The following is a 15,754-nucleotide window of genomic DNA, read 5'->3' on the forward strand; positions in this document are numbered from 1 at the left end:
TGATTTTGTCAGGGTTTGGCAGGAAAATGCTTTATAATGATGTATCGTGGGATTAAGCCTGCTATTCATGCTCGGTTTTTATGCACATTAGTCATTAAATCTTCCTTTAAAAATCAGTCACAAAGGAACGTATTTAGGACCCTCCCAAAACTTGTAAATTTCTTGCTAGGTCTGCAAACGATGAATGCTCCAGTCGCTTTAACACCTGAATTACTGACTCAATTAACGGCAATTGTGGGTGAAAACCGTATTAAAACTGATGCGGATAGCCTTGAAAATTGGGGGCGTGATCACACCAAACAGTTCGATCCAAACCCGTCAGTCATCGTTTTTCCATCCCATACTGAACAGGTTCAAGCGATTGTAAAATTGGCTAACCAGTTTAATGTCGCAATTACACCCAGTGGTGGGCGTACAGGTTTGTCGGCAGGCGCTGTTGCTGCAGATGGCGAAATTGTGGTGAGCATGGACAAGATGAACCAGATTTTGGAATTCTTCCCAGCAGACCGTATGGTACGCGTTCAAGCAGGCGTGGTAACCGAGCAACTGCAGAACTATGCGACCGAGCAAGGCATGTACTATCCTGTAGATTTTGCATCGGCAGGTTCAAGTCAAATTGGCGGTAACATCGGTACCAATGCCGGCGGCATTAAAGTGATTAAATACGGCATGACCCGTAATTGGGTGTTGGGTCTGACTGTAGTTACGGGTAAGGGCGATGTGCTGCGTTTAAACAAAGGCATGATTAAGAACGCGACCGGTTATGCGCTTCAACATTTATTTATTGGTGGGGAAGGGACTTTAGGTTTAGTAACAGAAGCTGAAATCAAACTGGAACGTCAACCACAAGACCTTCAAGTAATGGTCCTAGGTGTACCTGATTTTGATGCAATTATGCCTGTACTGCATGCCTTCCAAGCGAAAATTGACTTAACGGCATTTGAGTTCTTTGGTGAACTTGCGATGCAGAAAGTGTTAGATCATGGTCATGTGCAACGTCCATTTGAAACGGCATGTCCATTTTATGTCTTGCTTGAATTTGAAGCGCCGTTTGAGCCGATTATGGACAAGGCAATGGAAATCTTTGAGCACTGTATGGAACAAGGTTGGGTACATGATGGCGTGCTCAGCCAAAGCCTAGACCAAGTGGAAAGCTTATGGCGTCTGCGTGAAGACATCTCTGAATCAATCGCGCCATTTACACCGTATAAAAATGATATTTCAGTCCTGATTACACATGTACCTGCATTTATTCAAGAAATTGATGCAATTGTGTCTGATAACTATCCTGATTTTGAAATTTGTTGGTTCGGTCATATTGGTGACGGTAACTTACATTTAAATATTTTAAAACCTGCCGATTTGTCTAAAGATGAATTTTTTGCCAAGTGTCAGGTGGTAAATAAATACGTATTTGAAACGGTGAAAAAATATGATGGTTCAATTTCTGCGGAACATGGCGTGGGTATGACCAAAAAGCCATATTTAGACTACACGCGTTCTGCTGAAGAAATTGAATACATGAAAGCGCTGAAATTGGTATTCGATCCAAACGGTATTATGAACCCGGGCAAGTTATTTGATCTTTAAGATGAACTGAGCTTGAAGTTGGTTTTACAGATGACTACATAAAGTTCATCGAGTCAAAAAGGAAGGCATGACATGATCAATGTGATGCCTTTTTTATGGGAGAATTTTTTATGTTTCGTTTAGTCGCAGCGTCTGCAATCTGTTTGGGTTTATTATCTGGCTGTGCCACTACTCAGAATTTGCTCAATAAAGTCAGTGGTTCAGAAACGCCTTTGGCTCAAGTGTTAAAAGAGCGTCCAGATTTGCGTAAAGACTTAGCTACGGTTGAAATCCGTCAGTTCTTTAACAGTGTTGAGTCTCCAACTGTAGGGCAGGTGAAAGTCACGGAAACCAATTTGTTGGATGACTCGGTGCGTTCGATTCGAACGATATATAGTTTTAAAAATGTAAATGAGAATTGGAAATTAGTGGCCACTGAAAAGTCGTATCAATGTTCTCGTGGTAAAAACACCCAGTCTTTTCAAAAGACGAAATGTGCTTAGTTTTTATGAGTCATGCTTATAAATGAGTGAGCTGTACCGTATAAAAACGTATCAAATTTGATGCGTTTTTTGCATTTTTGAGGGGTAGATATGAGCTGATAAATGATTTTCTGAGCTGCATCTAATTTGTTATTTTTTCTCTTTTTTGATTGGGTTTTTCATTTTTCGACTTAAACTACCGTTGATTCCAAAGTATATCAATAAACGTAGACAATATAATGCAGACCGCTTCAAAAGCCACACTCAATCGTGCCACCTTTATGTTCCCATTGGCACTCGTGCTGTTTGAATTTTCAGTCTATATCTGTAACGACCTCGTCCAACCTGCAATGCTCAGCATTACTCAAGACTTTGGCGTGAGCAGTTCGTGGGCACCATCCTCTATGTCATTTTTCCTATTGGGCGGTGCATGTTTGGCATGGCTGTTGGGGCCGTTATCAGATCGGCTCGGACGAAAAAGAGTTTTACTGTGGGGTGTGGTCTTTTTCGTCATCTGCTGCTTATTGATTCTATTCACCCAAAGTATTGAACAGTTCTTGGCCTTTCGTTTTTTGCAGGGGATTGGACTGACCATTATTTCTGCGGTGGGTTATGCGGCCATTCAAGAAATTTTTGAAGAACGTGATGCGATTAAAGTCATGGCACTCATGGCCAATATTTCTCTCATTGCGCCGTTATTAGGCCCAGTGCTGGGTGCATTTATGATTGATCATGTGTCATGGCACTGGGGCTTTGTCGGTATTGCAGTGTTGGCTGCTTTAAGTTGGTTTGGTTTAAAAGCCAAAATGCCTGAGCATCAGATCAGCGTGCCTAAACAACCCATCAGTTATATTTGGGATGACTTTAAAGCTGTATTTAAAAATAAACGTTTTTTAGCGTTGGCGTTGTCATTGCCGATGGTTTCGATTCCTTTGATTCTCTGGATTGCACTCTCACCGGTGATTTTGGTGGAGCAACTGGGACTGACCAATATGCAATATGGTTTGGCACAAGTGCCGGTATTGGGCGGTTTGATCTTGGGTAATATTGTACTGATTAACGTGATTGACCGTTTGGCTCTGGGTAAGACCGTGATGTTGGCATTGCCGTTAATGTTGTTTGGCACGCTGATTTTAATCGCAGGGGTCATTTGGCAAGAGTATATGCTGTGGTGCTTAATCGTGGGGATGACCTTGATTAGCTTTGGTGAAGGCTGTAGCTTCTCGGTATTGTATCGTTTTGCTTTGAGTGCATCAGACGTGTCAAAAGGTACTGTTGCTGCGGCTGTGGGTATGCTGATGATGGTGGCATTCTTTGTGGTGATTGAAGTGGTACGGATACTCTATGGCTACGTCGATATGTGGGCATATAGTGTGGCGTGTTTTGTACTGATTGCACTGTGGTTTAGTGTGCCAAGATCAGTGGTCAAAAGCATCATGCAAGAACGCGCAGTGAGTGGGCAGTTTTGATGCGATAAGCGTCAGCATTTGGATATAAATAAGGTTGGAAAATACATGATCTCTCCAACCTTATTTGCTTTGAGCACCTTTGCTTTGGACACCTTTGCATTGAGTAGCAAGCTTGAGCTTTATGATCCAATGAAAGATGAAGCAGATTGTTGCTGTGCTAATTCTTTAATTTTACGGTCAAAAATGAAAGGTCCAAAAGGAAGAATCGAAGCGATTAATCCTAAAATAAAAATTTGAATGGACCATTTCTGTTTTTCGCAGACAATAAAAAGAACCGCCAAAAATGCAACAAACAGAACACCGTGCCCCATGCCGACATATTTGACCAAAATGGGGTTATCAAACATGTATTTCATCGGCATGGCAATAAACAGTAACAGTAAAAATGAAATACCTTCGAGTAAGCCGACCCAACGTAAAGTTTTGATATTCATGATTCACTTGCAACAGATAAATGTGGCTTAGAGTGTACCCGAATGCAACGATATATACAGTGCTATCTATGCATTAACTTAAACTAAGTTATTGTATTTAAAAAAATTAATACCTATTAAAACACTCGGGATTAACACTATTTGTCTAAGTCAGAGAGAAACTTTTCCATCGATTCTCGGTCAAGCTCATAATTACATCCGAGTAATACCATTGGCTTCGGCCCAGTCATTTCTGAGAGCATCAGTTTGTGATGAACAGCTATTTGATCTTCTGAAGGTGTTTCTGTTCTTAGTACTTTTTCGCCTCTAAAATAAGGCGCAGCTTTAAAGAATGGGTGTTGTGTTAAACCATGTATTTGCGCTAATTTTTTGATCTCAACATCACCGAAAATAGCGACAATGGCATTGCCAGTTAGTCCGATTTCATGCGTTGGTTGCCCAAAAAAAGTATGTGGCTTTTTATGTTGATAGATATAAATAAAAGGTTGATCTGAATTTTCCTGTCGAAGCCAACCCAACTTTTTCAGCTGAGTCTCATAATCTTCAGCCAAAACACTATATTGTGCATAATTTGACTGGCACTCAATCAGATTTTTAAGATCCACATTTGTTGTATGAGCAAATACATGAGGGCTTAAGCCCAGTGCTGTAAATAACAGACTAATGCTGCTAAGAAGAAATGGTTTGTTTATATTGGAGGGTTTATTCATTTTAAATCGCCTATTTTTATCAATTTTATGTTGGATTTTTTACAGCGGTCTGTTGACTATGTGATCTCTAAACTGAGTAAAGTTTGACGCAGTTTAACCAATTCAGGCAAGGTTTCGAGCAATAAGCTGATTTGTTTGAGCATCAAAAGCAGATGATCAGGCAGATCTGGCTGCTGGCTTAAATCTTGGATTTCAGCCAATTTTTCAGTAAAAAATGCCTCTGAAAAATCTTGTGGCTGTACCAAGGCAGAAGCCAAGCTTTGCGCACAATCATGCATCAGTTCTAAAATTTGGACATCATTGATTAATTCACGATGACTACCTAAAGCGGAAACATAGCTCAGCTGACTGTGGCTATACACCAAATATCGAAATGCATGATGAATCAGGTCCTGATTCGGATGTGGCTCTGTACTCAAGCTTGAAATCATACTCGAGAGTTCAATATGAGCATTGTGTGCAGCACGGCGTGCCATACGATAGGCCATACTGTTGTTTTTACCCTGTTTGTACTGCTCAATCACCGCAGTGAAATACACCAAAGTGGCTTCACTACTTTTCTGAATGGTCTTTGAAATATTACGAAAATTCCAATCGGGCCAGATAAAACTTACCGCAAACCACGCCAGACCACAGCCAATGAGGGTGTCGATAATTCTGGGTAAAATAATCGCATACCCTGCGCCTTTTAAATTAAAAATCAGCAAGACCATTAAGGTCGCCATGAGGGTTGCCATGGCATATTTTTTTGATCTTAAATAGAAAAATGCCACCCCAAAAATGATGGTGAGGAACAATTGACCTTCGATACTCGGTACGAAATACAGCACAGGTATGCCCAGTAAAACGCCCAAAACCGTACCCAAAGTTCTAAGTCTTAGACGGCTTTTGGTCGCGAAATAACTCACTTGGCAGACAAATAAACTGGTCAGTAAAATCCAGTAGCCATTTTTGGCAAAGGGCAACAGCGAAATTAAACTACCCACCGCGAAAACAAAGCCGATCCGAATAGCATGTCGAAACAGGGCAGATTGCGGGCTTAAATGCTGTTTCAGCTTGAGCCATAAATCCTCAGCGCCCTGAATATCATCATCAAGTAAGTTCTGATTGTCCCACTGTTCTGTTCGCTTTTGCGCATAATGCTGTTGGTCATTGCCTTGCTCAATGGCGACATGTTGAAATTGCTGTTGTACAGTCTGCAAATTTTTCAATACCAACAGTAGATTCTTAACTTCCATGTTGTTCGGGTTGGCATGAATCCAGTCCTGCATAGAGGCTTCAAGATGCTGTAAAAACATGGGCGTGCTATTTGGCACTTCAAAGTTTTTATTTTGTAAAATAGCGTTGGCCAATCGCCGGCAATGCTGCGCTTGTAATAGAATATTTTTTTGAATGCGGTAGATGAGATCGGTACGACTAAAATTTTGATGAAGCTTTTCATAATGCAAATAATTTGAAGTGGCTTGCTCATGAATGTCTTGTGCTAAGAAATATAAGTTCAGCCCATACATGGTTTTTTTATTGGCACGTGATGCTTTTAAGCGCGTAAGTAGGGTGGCTTTACTGCTGTTTAAGCTGTGCACCACCTGACTGTTTTGTAAGGAAAGTGCATAAAGCAGGTGTTCTACATTGTCAGTATTGTCAGGATCAAACAGCAGTGCCTTGGCGTCAAGCAGCTTTGCCAATTGCTCAAAGCACTGTGCCAAATGGTCTTGCACCGCTTGCGTGGGTTTCAGCAGATAAAACAGTACTGCGCTCACGCCGTACCACAGTGTACCTAAAACAAAGTAGCTAGGCTGGGCATACCACGTATCATATTCACCAAGACCAAATAGGGTATAAATAGACAGTAATACTGTGCCAAATGAAATGGTGGCATAACGCTGTCCTAAAGCACCCAACAACATCAGTGCGACACTAGAGAGCGATAAATACACGATGAAAATGAAGGGATAGGGATGTAAAAATTCTAAGATGCTACTGACACTGAAGAATAAAATACAGACATAAAATAAGTTACGTAAACGAATACTGAGTCTGTCATCAAAGTCGGTGAGGGCGGTTGCAATCGCGCCTAAGGTCACAGGAACAATGAGCTGCTGAAAACCCAAGAACAATAAACCTAAGGTTGTCCCAGACAAAACAATCAGAATTTGTAAGCAATAAATCAAAATCGAATTGGATTTGAAGTCTAAAAACAACGCTTTAAAGTGATTCACAATTTTTTCACATGGATGATTAAGTGGTTTATTGGGATAGATGATTTTGTATTTTTTCTAGACTGTACTTTTTTGAGCAAAGTGTCAATTTAAGACGAATTTTTTATGATTGCTGTATGTTTCTATTGAATGGTCTTTTCTAAATTTTGTTATAAATTCCTTTTCTTAAATAAAGAGGAATAAGATTTGGATAAAAGGGATAAATATAGAACTGCTGAATTTCAAAAAGCTCGGTCATTGCTTTAGCAAAGAATAAAACATGGACGCGAGTTTCTAAGTTAGGGTAATCTCGGACCATAAATGCAAGTTGGTCAATCTCAATGTTTAATTGATGAATCTGCTGTTGAATCGAATGGATTGAAATCTGGGGTGGTAGATGTAAAGGTATTTTGGATGAATATTGGGGCGTAAGCCCAATCATGTGGGCTAAGTTGCAAGAATGGATTTGAGTGAGTGGGTGTTGGGTATAAATTTCCATGATCGATTTATTCATGTAGCCCAGCGCCTGTCTGTAATGCTCTAAAATGGCTTGTTGCACATCTAAAAAATCAGAACAATAGAGGCTATCGCGATAGACCTTTGACATTTTTAGGAAAATTTTCTGAAATTTGCCATGAATAACATGCAGCGAATAGGGTTCGATAATGGTTGATTCATTATTTAATGGGAGCATCGCTGACTCTGTTGAAGGGTTTTATAAATTGTTATTCTTATCCGATAGCTTGTTTAAAGATGGGTTTAATCACCCCATTATTTTACAAATGAGTGAGAAAACTCCTTGAGAGAGGACTTGTGAATAACTTTAAACTTATCCACAAGCTTTTTATCATTTAGATTAACGAATCACACCACAGGCAATACGGTCACCACCACCACCTAAAGGCTTAGGGTGATCTGCATAGTTATCCCCCCCCGCATGAACCATAATCGCTAAACCCTGAATATCAGCCAACTTCAAACGCGGAGCAACCACAGCTGTTTTAGCCTCACCAGTTGAATCGACATTCAGTACTGGCAAATCACCGAGGTGTCCTTCATTGGGCGTCCCATGACCTGCGGCTTGATGCGGGTTAAAATGTCCGCCTGCTGCTAAGGCAGCACCGATTTTCCCATCTTTTTCCGCAGGCGCACATGAACCTTTTTCATGGATATGGAAGCCATGAAAACCTGACGGGAGTTCTGAAAGTTTAGGTGTGATCACTAAGCCTTGTGGACTGTCTTGAAAAGAGATTGTACCAATTTTGGCGTCAATGCCTTGTGCTGACACAGCATTCACGGCAATGGTTTGAATGGGCGCATTGTTCTTATGAGAGATTTTTTGAGATTTTTGCTCGCTATGGGGCTGATTACTGCTACAACCTACACTGATCATGCCCACTACAGTGGCAAGTAGTGCTGTTTTTAAAACCTGCAATCTCATTGTTTCATCCTTATTTTTTGAATATCTAATCCCATTCAAACAAACTTAAAAGCATGAAACAATGTTTATCGGTGTTTCTCTTGTATGATTTTATTAACCATTTTCAATGTAAATTAAAGCACTTAGAGTCTAGGCAGGTCTTCGTCGTCATAGATCATGGTGGCTTTGGGCACAGGCTCTGGTTCAATGGTTTCGTGTAACCATTCACGCCAAATTGCCAATAGCACTGCAAGAATAACAGGGCCAATAAATAAACCAACTAAGCCAAAACTGGCCAAACCACCCAGTACACCAAACATAATCAATAAGAATGGAATTTGGGTGGCACCTGAAATGACCAAAGGACGAATCACGTTATCTGCGGTACTGACCACGCAAACCCCCCATGCAATTACACCAATCGCTTCAACGGTTTGACCTTGTGAGAATAACCATAGTGAAACTGCGCCATAGGCTACTGGAGGTCCAAAAGGAATCAGTGCCATGAGGAAGGTCATAATGGTTAAAACCATCGGATTGGGGACATCTGCTACGTAATAACTCACGCCTGCTAAAATCGCTTGTGCAAGTGCGGTTAAGCCAACGCCATAGACCACTGCGCGTGTGGTTTCAGAAATGGTATCAATATAGTGCTGAATCCGCGGGCCAATGACTTTTTCCATGGCTTTACTGACTTGTTGCACAATGGTTTGACCATCACGATAGAAGAAAAATAGCGACATCATCGCAAATCCTAGTTTAACCAAATTTTTGGTGATTTCACTGAGGACGAGCTTACCGTAGTTCAAATGGCCTTGAACCCAAGTGCTAATGTTGCTAAACAATGAGTTTGGATCGGCATTGATTTCACGAACAATTCGACTGATTTCTTTACCGACAATGGGTAAATCACGAACCATATCAGGAACGGACAAATGACCCGATGCCAATTGGCGTTGAATGTCAAAAAATAGATTACGACCTTCGTGTTGCAGTAAAAAAATAGCAAACACAAACGGTATACCCACCACCAGCATCAGTAATGAGGTCATGAGAGTTGCGCTTAGTGTGGGACGATTTTCACCACATATCCTTAGAATACGTTTATACAGTGGCCAGGTCATATAGGCGATAATACACGCCCAAAGGACAGGGACAATAAAGTATTTTAGAATGTCATATCCCAAATAAATCAGAATAAAGAACAGTCCAAATAAAAGAGCGCGTTGTAAGGTCGGATTAAAATCTTGCACTAATATCTCTAATCTATTTTTAATATTCAAAGAAATGAAATTCCTTTTTTGAAAACTTCATTTTTTGAATGAGGGGAACCCATCATATCCGAAATTTAAAAAAAAGTGCTGATCTACCACGGGTTAACTTTCTTACTTTGTTTAGAACCAATCACTCGGATCATCAATTAAAGCATCTAACAGGGGTTGCCATTGTTGTTGTATTGCCAAGTATACTTTCTGATTTTTATCAAACACGCTTAAACCTTGCATCGCCAATGTGCCGTAAGCTGCACGCTCTGCTATCCACGCCACAGGCTCTTGATCAATTTTGGCAAAAAACTGTTGAATGTCTTTGGCACTGGCACCTGACGGTTTGACTCGGTTGGCCAGTAAAAAAACCTCAACTTTGCCTTTACGAATGCGCTTAATCTCTTGGATATGTTTAAGAAAACGACGAGTACTGTCAATATCAAAAAAAGAAGGCTGTAAAGGTGTGACTACGGCATCACATTCACTAATCAACTGTTCAGCATGTTCACCCGTTAAAGCACCAGGCGCATCGATAATGAGATATTGAATATGTTTGGGTGCATCGCCAATTGATTTCTCATGACGCCAATCTAAACTTTGAATTTCGGTGGCCTCTTTAGGACGTTGTTTGAGCCATTGCAAAGCCGATTTTTGATTATCTGCATCTGCCAGTGCCACTTTATATCCTTTTTGGGCAAGTGCAGTTGCAAGTGTTATTGCTGTTACGGTCTTGCCGCAGCCACCTTTTTGGTTTGCAATCAATATCGTTTTCATGAGCCTACATTTTTATAAATATGCAAAGGAAGTCCAATTTCTAGCTTAGCATTATTTTACTAAAAAGCGTGTATACATGACAAAAGTCTAGATCTTGTTTACATTGGGCTGAGTTCACCTTTAGGGAAGCCAAAATGTCCATTTGGATGGCAATGCTCATAGGGGCATGTATTGGAGTGGTGCTGACCACCATTGTGTTGTCCAGTACACGAAACGGAAAAATCAAAGCTGAATATGAGCAATACATTGCTGAATTGGAATTAGAGTATCAATAACGGTTAGTACAAGCACAAAAGCGTAGTGTCAATACCAGTCGTGCGGTACTTAAGGGCAAAATGGCAGAACAAATGGCACCGATCATGCCTGAGTTTCGGTATTTACCTAGCGATGCTAAATTTTTAGGCGACCCGATTGATTATGTGGTATTTGATGGTTATACCGACTTTAGAGATGGTGACGGTCTAGCAGAAGATATTGAAGTGGTGCTGATCGATATTAAAAGTGGCGGCGCAAGGCTGACCAAAGGACAAATGGCGATTGCACAAGCGATTCATGAAGGGCGTGTTCGTTTTGAGACGGTTCGAATCGATTTTAAAGAAGATTGATTTGAAGGATGATGATTTTAAAGAAAATAGCGAGAAAGTTTGCGTGGGATATAGTGTCAATTATCGTCATTGTTCATTTTCAAACACACAATGAAACTCGTTCCAAAGACAAAAAATGACGAATTCACGATATATTGTTACCTTTTTTAAATCTTCCTTCTCGTATAAAGCTCTATATTGTTCGTAGATGTAATGAAAATAAGGGTTCAACATTGAAAAAGATATTCTTTGCTGCATTATTGGCAAGCAGTGCTTTACATGCGCAGGCAGTCCACACCACGGATTATAATATTGCCAAGGGTTTGGCCCCTGTCTCTAATACACAAAAAATTTCAGTGCTGGAACCTTTTCATGGTGAGTTTCGTATATTGGGTTCAAAAGAATATACCGATGATGCACAAGCCCAGTTTTCCCCAATAGATTATGCAGTTACGCGTGGTATTTTTACTGAACCTGAAATTGCGCGTCAGATTTCAATCAATCAATATGATCGTTATTTAAATTGGAAAATGGCTAAACCACCCATTCCGCCAAAACTGGCGACCCAATTGGTAAGCAATATGCACATTATTCCTGCCAACCCTGAAATTGCCAAAAAAATTAAGCAAGTTAAACGCGGTGATCTGGTACAAATCGAAGGCGATTTGGTGCAAATCAATGCCAGAGACTTAGTCTGGAAGTCTGCACTGGATTGGAATGGTGTAGGTGATGGAGCATGTAAATTGATTCGTGTTGATTCAATCAAGTGGGTCGAGAAACAAAATATCTAATCTGATTTTTCAGCGTAGATGGATACCATTAGCTTAAGCTTAATATTTGATCATATTTGGCATCTTTGCTAAGGTGGATAAATTAAAGCTAGACATATTAAGCTTTATTTCAAATGGATTTGGATGATCAACACACCTAACCCAAGGCTGAAACAGCTTTATCTGTAGACCTCATTCAAACTCATTCCTTAGATTAACTCCACAAGAGTAATGGATATGAAAGCCTTGTTTTTACTAAGTGGTGTGATGGCTGGTTTGGCTTTGACGGGATGTCAAAGTTCGACACCCCAAGGTGAGGGGCAAATGCATCATTATACCTTAGCGCAAAAATGCCCAAGCTTGATGGTCATGAAAGTCGGTGAAACCTTGGTGTTTAATGCACCCGAAAATCCAAGCACAGGTTTTCAGTGGCAATTATTGCAACCTCTAAAATTGTTTAAAGTTGAAGAGAGTTATTTAGCCGGTGAAGCTGAAGAAGGTATGTTGGGAGTAGGTGGTGAAAAGTCTTTTCGTTTTCATGCCGAAAAGCCGGGTCAAGAGTTGATTGAGCTGGTTCATGTGCGAGCTTGGGAAACCACCCAGCAACCTGAACAGCAGTGGCAGTGTCGTGTGCGTATTTCCTAATTTATTCCTTCAAAATGTTTTTGAATCTTCAATCTGTGTTACAGCAAAGGTGGATTTTGGAAATATAGGTATTAAAAAAAGGAACGACTTGAGTTCCTTTTTTTTATTGAAGTTTCCCATGGAGTTTTGTATGAACCATTATTGAGTCATGGAGATCCAGTGCTGTAACTGAGCTTGTGCAGTATAGTAGTCACTCATATTTTTAACTGCATCCGCTGGATTTTTCAACTCGCCATTGTTCGAGCTTTCTAGCTCTGTATAAACTTTGCTTTGATTTTCCCAGTACTGATAAAAGAGACCTTGAATATAACGACCTTGTTCTGTTTTTAAATCTAGTTCCTTCAGCATGTTTAATGAAGACAAGATCAAATCGCGCTTTCTTTGACTGTTCATTTCTTCGCTCAGTTGACCTTGTTGTTCCAATTTCGCTAGCTCAGTTTCTAAATCATTGCTTAATGCGTTAAAACTGCTTTGGTATTCATTTAAAAGTGCCACATCATGAGCATCTTGCGGTGTACTGCTAAAAGTTTTAATGGGCTTTGCTTCAATTTGTGCTTTTAAATCATCAGATGGATCAGTCGATTCTTTAACTTCAGTCTTGAGCGGTGTATTGGATTCTGAACAGGCGGTAAGCACTAAGGGGCTGATCAGGGCTGCGCTGATCAGCAGAATAGGGGTGAAAAGCGGATGCCGTTTAGATGTGATCATTCGACTGTTCCTTTGAGTATTTTAAATTTTATTTGAAACGATGCTGTGTATGACGCGGTGTGCTACTCAGATTATTCTACACCCTAAATCAGCTGGTTTTTTTAAAGTGATACGCATAGGTGAGATAGGGGAAGCTGATCTCGTCTTGAGGTTGCTTGGACGTGTACTCTGCGACAATATTTTCAAATTCATTTTTAAGTTGCTGCTGCTGTGCTCTTGGCATTGCTGCAATGAAACTGGTCGAGAGCAAACGGTTACTCACCACATTTTCAACTGTGCCTGTATGTGTGTGAGCAAAGACCTTTTTACTTTCAAGTTGAAATAAATTTTGTTGCTCAAATACATTTTGCCATTCATTGCTGTGAAAACGTGGCGTATCTGCTTCGTATTCTGCCAGTCGCTGCGCCAATGCCTTGACCCAATTTACGGTTTCATCGCGTTGATTCCATATCAACGCTAAACTGGCATGAGGTTTGAGTAAGCGGTGCATTTCCGTTAAGGTTTCCATGTTTGCAAACCAGTGAAAAGATTGTGCGCATAAAATAGCATCAACATTGTGGTCATTTAGTGCAATCTGATCGCTAGAGGCTTGTTGTGTTTGTACCTCAGGATGTATTATTTTCAGTTGCTCAAGCATTTCTGCAATGGGTTCAACCGCAATAATATTTGTAGTGGCTTGTTTAAGATAATCTAAAAACTTGCCCGTGCCTGCACCCAAATCAATCACTTTGGAGTGGGGATTAATGTTTAAATCCTCTTTGAGCCAATGCACGATGGCTTGTGGATAGTTGGGGCGAACCTGTTGATACAGTTCAGCGGCAGAACTAAACCCATGTTCAGCAGCAGGGTGCAATGAATGTGTCATATTTTGCGCTTTTTAATCTGAGTAGTATCTATAAAATATGACACTTGGTTGAATGCCGAGGCAAGTGAAGGATTGATTCATTTTGCAAACAAAAGTTATGAGAGCCTTTTTTGGAAATTGCCATGGATAAGCAGATAGTATTTGAAGACGAACACATCAGAGCAATTTACTTAAAGGGAACATCTGAAACTTTGGTTTTATCCTTTGGTGACTTAATCACACGTGCCAAAGGAAATTCCATTAATGCAGAAAAATCATTAAGTAAATACGAATACAGCGTGATTGGCTTTATGCCGAAGCAGAAGTCATGGTTTCCTGCGGTGAGTATGTTGGGAGTCTTGGCAGCCATACAGCCTATTTTGGCGCAGTTTAAATCGATTGTGGCTTATGGCGGTTCTATGGGAGGCTATGCGGCAATTAAATACGCCAAAGCCTTTGGCATGACCCGCGTAGTCGCCATGGTGCCGCAGTATTCTATTGATCCCACTGAAGTGGATGACCGCAGATATACTGACTTTTATGATGAGGAGCTGAATGCCAATATGCGCATTCAGGCCGAAGACATTGTAGAAGATTGTGAATATATTATTGTTTATGATCCTTATTTTGATTTGGATCGTGAGCATTACGACAAAATTGAACCGTTAATTCCGCAGCTAAATACTTTGCATTTGCCTTATACGGGGCATGATGCCATTGCGGTGCTCGCAAACTCCGCTTTACTGCATGATTTTATCGAACATCCCTTTGATCGAACCTATTTTTATCAGCAGATTCGCGCCGTCAAAAAGAACAGCAAGTTCTATTATCGAAGTGTGATAGCACATTTATTGGGTACGCATAATGAAGCTTTAGGCAAAATTTTAAAAACCATTGATTTGCAGCTCGACAGCACTTTTTTCGATGCCAGTCTTAAGCAAACCATCACCCGAATTTTATTGACCAATAAACGGGTTGATGAGCAAGATCTGCAAAAATTGGGTATTTCAGTAAATTTGCCCTTTGAAAATCGAACGCAACTCCTCGACAGTTTTGGCAAAGTTTTGGTTTTCAATGTGATTACGCAAAAACTCGAAAGCTATGATCAGCAAGTGATTGATTTAAATGGAAAATACATTATTCCTTTGCATGTGGAAAACAGCGGACTTGCGCAAATTGAGATTAAAAAACAAAATTATTTGATTTGTATGAATGACCGCCGTGTCACCAAGCTGATTAAACATGATGAATCTTTAAGTTCAGACATGAATCCTTTAGTGATTAAGAAGGGCGCTGATTTTTATAGTTTGGGATATAAGAATTTATATATGCACTGTGATGAATTGGGGAATTGCATCTTTGAGTCTGACACAGTAAATGAATTACAAAAGTTTGTGGTGAGTTGATTCGGCTTAGACTCATGTGCTTTTTATTTACAAACAAGGCTTTCTATTCGAAAGCCTTGTTTGGTCTATCATGCAATTTTTTTAGATCTTTCTAAACGACGATTGGCTCGTTTAAATGTTCCAAAGTCGTTAAAACGCACGCCATTTTCACGCATGACAGGGTAGCAATTTTTCGCAATGGCTTGACGAATATAAAAGGTATCACGTACCACAAAGTGATGAATGCCATGTGTGCCGCCAAAGTTAAAGCAAAAGGCTTGCAGGGGCTTCATCCGCCAATCTGTCCAAATTTGGCACTGCTGAACCACGTTACCGTCTTCGACATCACCATAATAATGAATGTTTGAACTGGTAAAGTGTAAGCTGAGTGTACGTAAGAAGTTCGGTACAGCGATACTCACGGCATAGAATTTGGTAGTCTGATCAAACCATGTCCAAATACGATTGGCCGGCTGCTTTATGCTTAGCGCTTTCAT

Annotated in this window: 15 protein-coding genes and 2 pseudogenes; 7 read left to right on the forward strand and 10 right to left on the reverse strand. The window is 40.4% G+C overall.

Going from position 1 to position 15,754, the window contains the following annotated elements; genetic code table 11:
* The first annotated feature begins 180 nt into the window (after positions 1–180).
* From AMD27_RS01740 to AMD27_RS01750, 3 genes are all read left to right on the forward strand, one after another.
* Positions 181–1,590: an FAD-binding oxidoreductase gene (locus AMD27_RS01740; protein ID WP_067662671.1), complete on the forward strand. Its 1,410-nt coding sequence runs from the start codon at positions 181–183 to the stop codon at positions 1,588–1,590.
* 110 nt (positions 1,591–1,700) lie between these two features.
* A complete protein-coding gene (locus tag AMD27_RS01745; RefSeq protein ID WP_067655516.1) occupies positions 1,701–2,072 on the forward strand; it encodes a hypothetical protein in 372 nt (123 codons plus the stop codon).
* A 218-nt stretch (positions 2,073–2,290) separates the two neighbouring features.
* Positions 2,291–3,520, forward strand: coding sequence for an MFS transporter (locus tag AMD27_RS01750; protein ID WP_067655519.1), 1,230 nt, complete (start codon positions 2,291–2,293; stop codon positions 3,518–3,520).
* Between the two features lie 119 nt (positions 3,521–3,639).
* On the opposite strand, the gene AMD27_RS01755 is transcribed toward AMD27_RS01750, so the two are convergent.
* From AMD27_RS01755 to AMD27_RS01785, 7 genes are all read right to left on the reverse strand, one after another.
* Complete coding sequence (locus AMD27_RS01755) at positions 3,640–3,954, reverse strand: DUF3817 domain-containing protein (RefSeq protein WP_067655522.1); 315 nt, start codon at positions 3,952–3,954, stop codon at positions 3,640–3,642.
* Positions 3,955–4,091: 137 nt separating this feature from the next.
* Positions 4,092–4,664, reverse strand: a complete 573-nt coding sequence (locus tag AMD27_RS01760) for a hypothetical protein (protein WP_067655525.1) — start codon at positions 4,662–4,664, stop codon at positions 4,092–4,094.
* A 56-nt stretch (positions 4,665–4,720) separates the two neighbouring features.
* The gene (yccS, locus tag AMD27_RS01765) at positions 4,721–6,883 is read right to left on the reverse strand and encodes a YccS family putative transporter (RefSeq protein WP_067655529.1); all 2,163 of its coding nucleotides are present in this window, start codon (positions 6,881–6,883) and stop codon (positions 4,721–4,723) included.
* Positions 6,884–7,022: 139 nt separating this feature from the next.
* Positions 7,023–7,556 (reverse strand): hypothetical protein, encoded by a 534-nt coding sequence (locus AMD27_RS01770; protein WP_067655532.1) that lies wholly within the window; start codon positions 7,554–7,556, stop codon positions 7,023–7,025.
* A gap of 162 nt (positions 7,557–7,718) precedes the next feature.
* Positions 7,719–8,303, reverse strand: coding sequence for a superoxide dismutase family protein (sodC, locus tag AMD27_RS01775; RefSeq protein ID WP_067655535.1), 585 nt, complete (start codon positions 8,301–8,303; stop codon positions 7,719–7,721).
* Positions 8,304–8,425: 122 nt separating this feature from the next.
* A complete protein-coding gene (locus tag AMD27_RS01780) occupies positions 8,426–9,535 on the reverse strand; it encodes an AI-2E family transporter (protein WP_067655538.1) in 1,110 nt (369 codons plus the stop codon).
* Positions 9,536–9,676: 141 nt separating this feature from the next.
* The gene (locus tag AMD27_RS01785) at positions 9,677–10,321 is read right to left on the reverse strand and encodes a ParA family protein (protein WP_067655541.1); all 645 of its coding nucleotides are present in this window, start codon (positions 10,319–10,321) and stop codon (positions 9,677–9,679) included.
* 134 nt (positions 10,322–10,455) lie between these two features.
* Here AMD27_RS01785 and AMD27_RS01790 point away from each other — a divergent pair.
* From AMD27_RS01790 to AMD27_RS01800, 3 genes and pseudogenes are all read left to right on the forward strand, one after another.
* Positions 10,456–10,926 (forward strand): annotated as a pseudogene (locus AMD27_RS01790) (Holliday junction resolvase-like protein).
* 221 nt (positions 10,927–11,147) lie between these two features.
* Positions 11,148–11,696, forward strand: coding sequence for a hypothetical protein (locus tag AMD27_RS01795; RefSeq protein WP_416202810.1), 549 nt, complete (start codon positions 11,148–11,150; stop codon positions 11,694–11,696).
* Between the two features lie 216 nt (positions 11,697–11,912).
* Complete coding sequence (locus AMD27_RS01800) at positions 11,913–12,320, forward strand: protease inhibitor I42 family protein (RefSeq protein ID WP_067655545.1); 408 nt, start codon at positions 11,913–11,915, stop codon at positions 12,318–12,320.
* Between the two features lie 138 nt (positions 12,321–12,458).
* On the opposite strand, the gene AMD27_RS01805 is transcribed toward AMD27_RS01800, so the two are convergent.
* Positions 12,459–13,028, reverse strand: a complete 570-nt coding sequence (locus AMD27_RS01805; RefSeq protein WP_067655548.1) for a hypothetical protein — start codon at positions 13,026–13,028, stop codon at positions 12,459–12,461.
* Between the two features lie 88 nt (positions 13,029–13,116).
* Complete coding sequence (locus tag AMD27_RS01810; RefSeq protein ID WP_067655551.1) at positions 13,117–13,893, reverse strand: class I SAM-dependent methyltransferase; 777 nt, start codon at positions 13,891–13,893, stop codon at positions 13,117–13,119.
* Between the two features lie 122 nt (positions 13,894–14,015).
* Between AMD27_RS01810 and AMD27_RS01815 the strand changes: the two genes are divergently transcribed.
* On the forward strand, positions 14,016–15,278 hold the full coding sequence (locus AMD27_RS01815) for a hypothetical protein (RefSeq protein ID WP_067655554.1): 1,263 nt from the start codon (positions 14,016–14,018) through the stop codon (positions 15,276–15,278).
* 68 nt (positions 15,279–15,346) lie between these two features.
* Here the strand turns inward: AMD27_RS01815 and AMD27_RS01820 are convergent.
* Positions 15,347–15,664: pseudogene (locus tag AMD27_RS01820) on the reverse strand (fatty acid desaturase); the annotation flags it as partial.
* Positions 15,665–15,754 lie beyond the last annotated feature (90 nt).

It is taken from the genome of Acinetobacter sp. TGL-Y2 (genome assembly GCF_001612555.1).
GTDB lineage: Bacteria > Pseudomonadota > Gammaproteobacteria > Pseudomonadales > Moraxellaceae > Acinetobacter.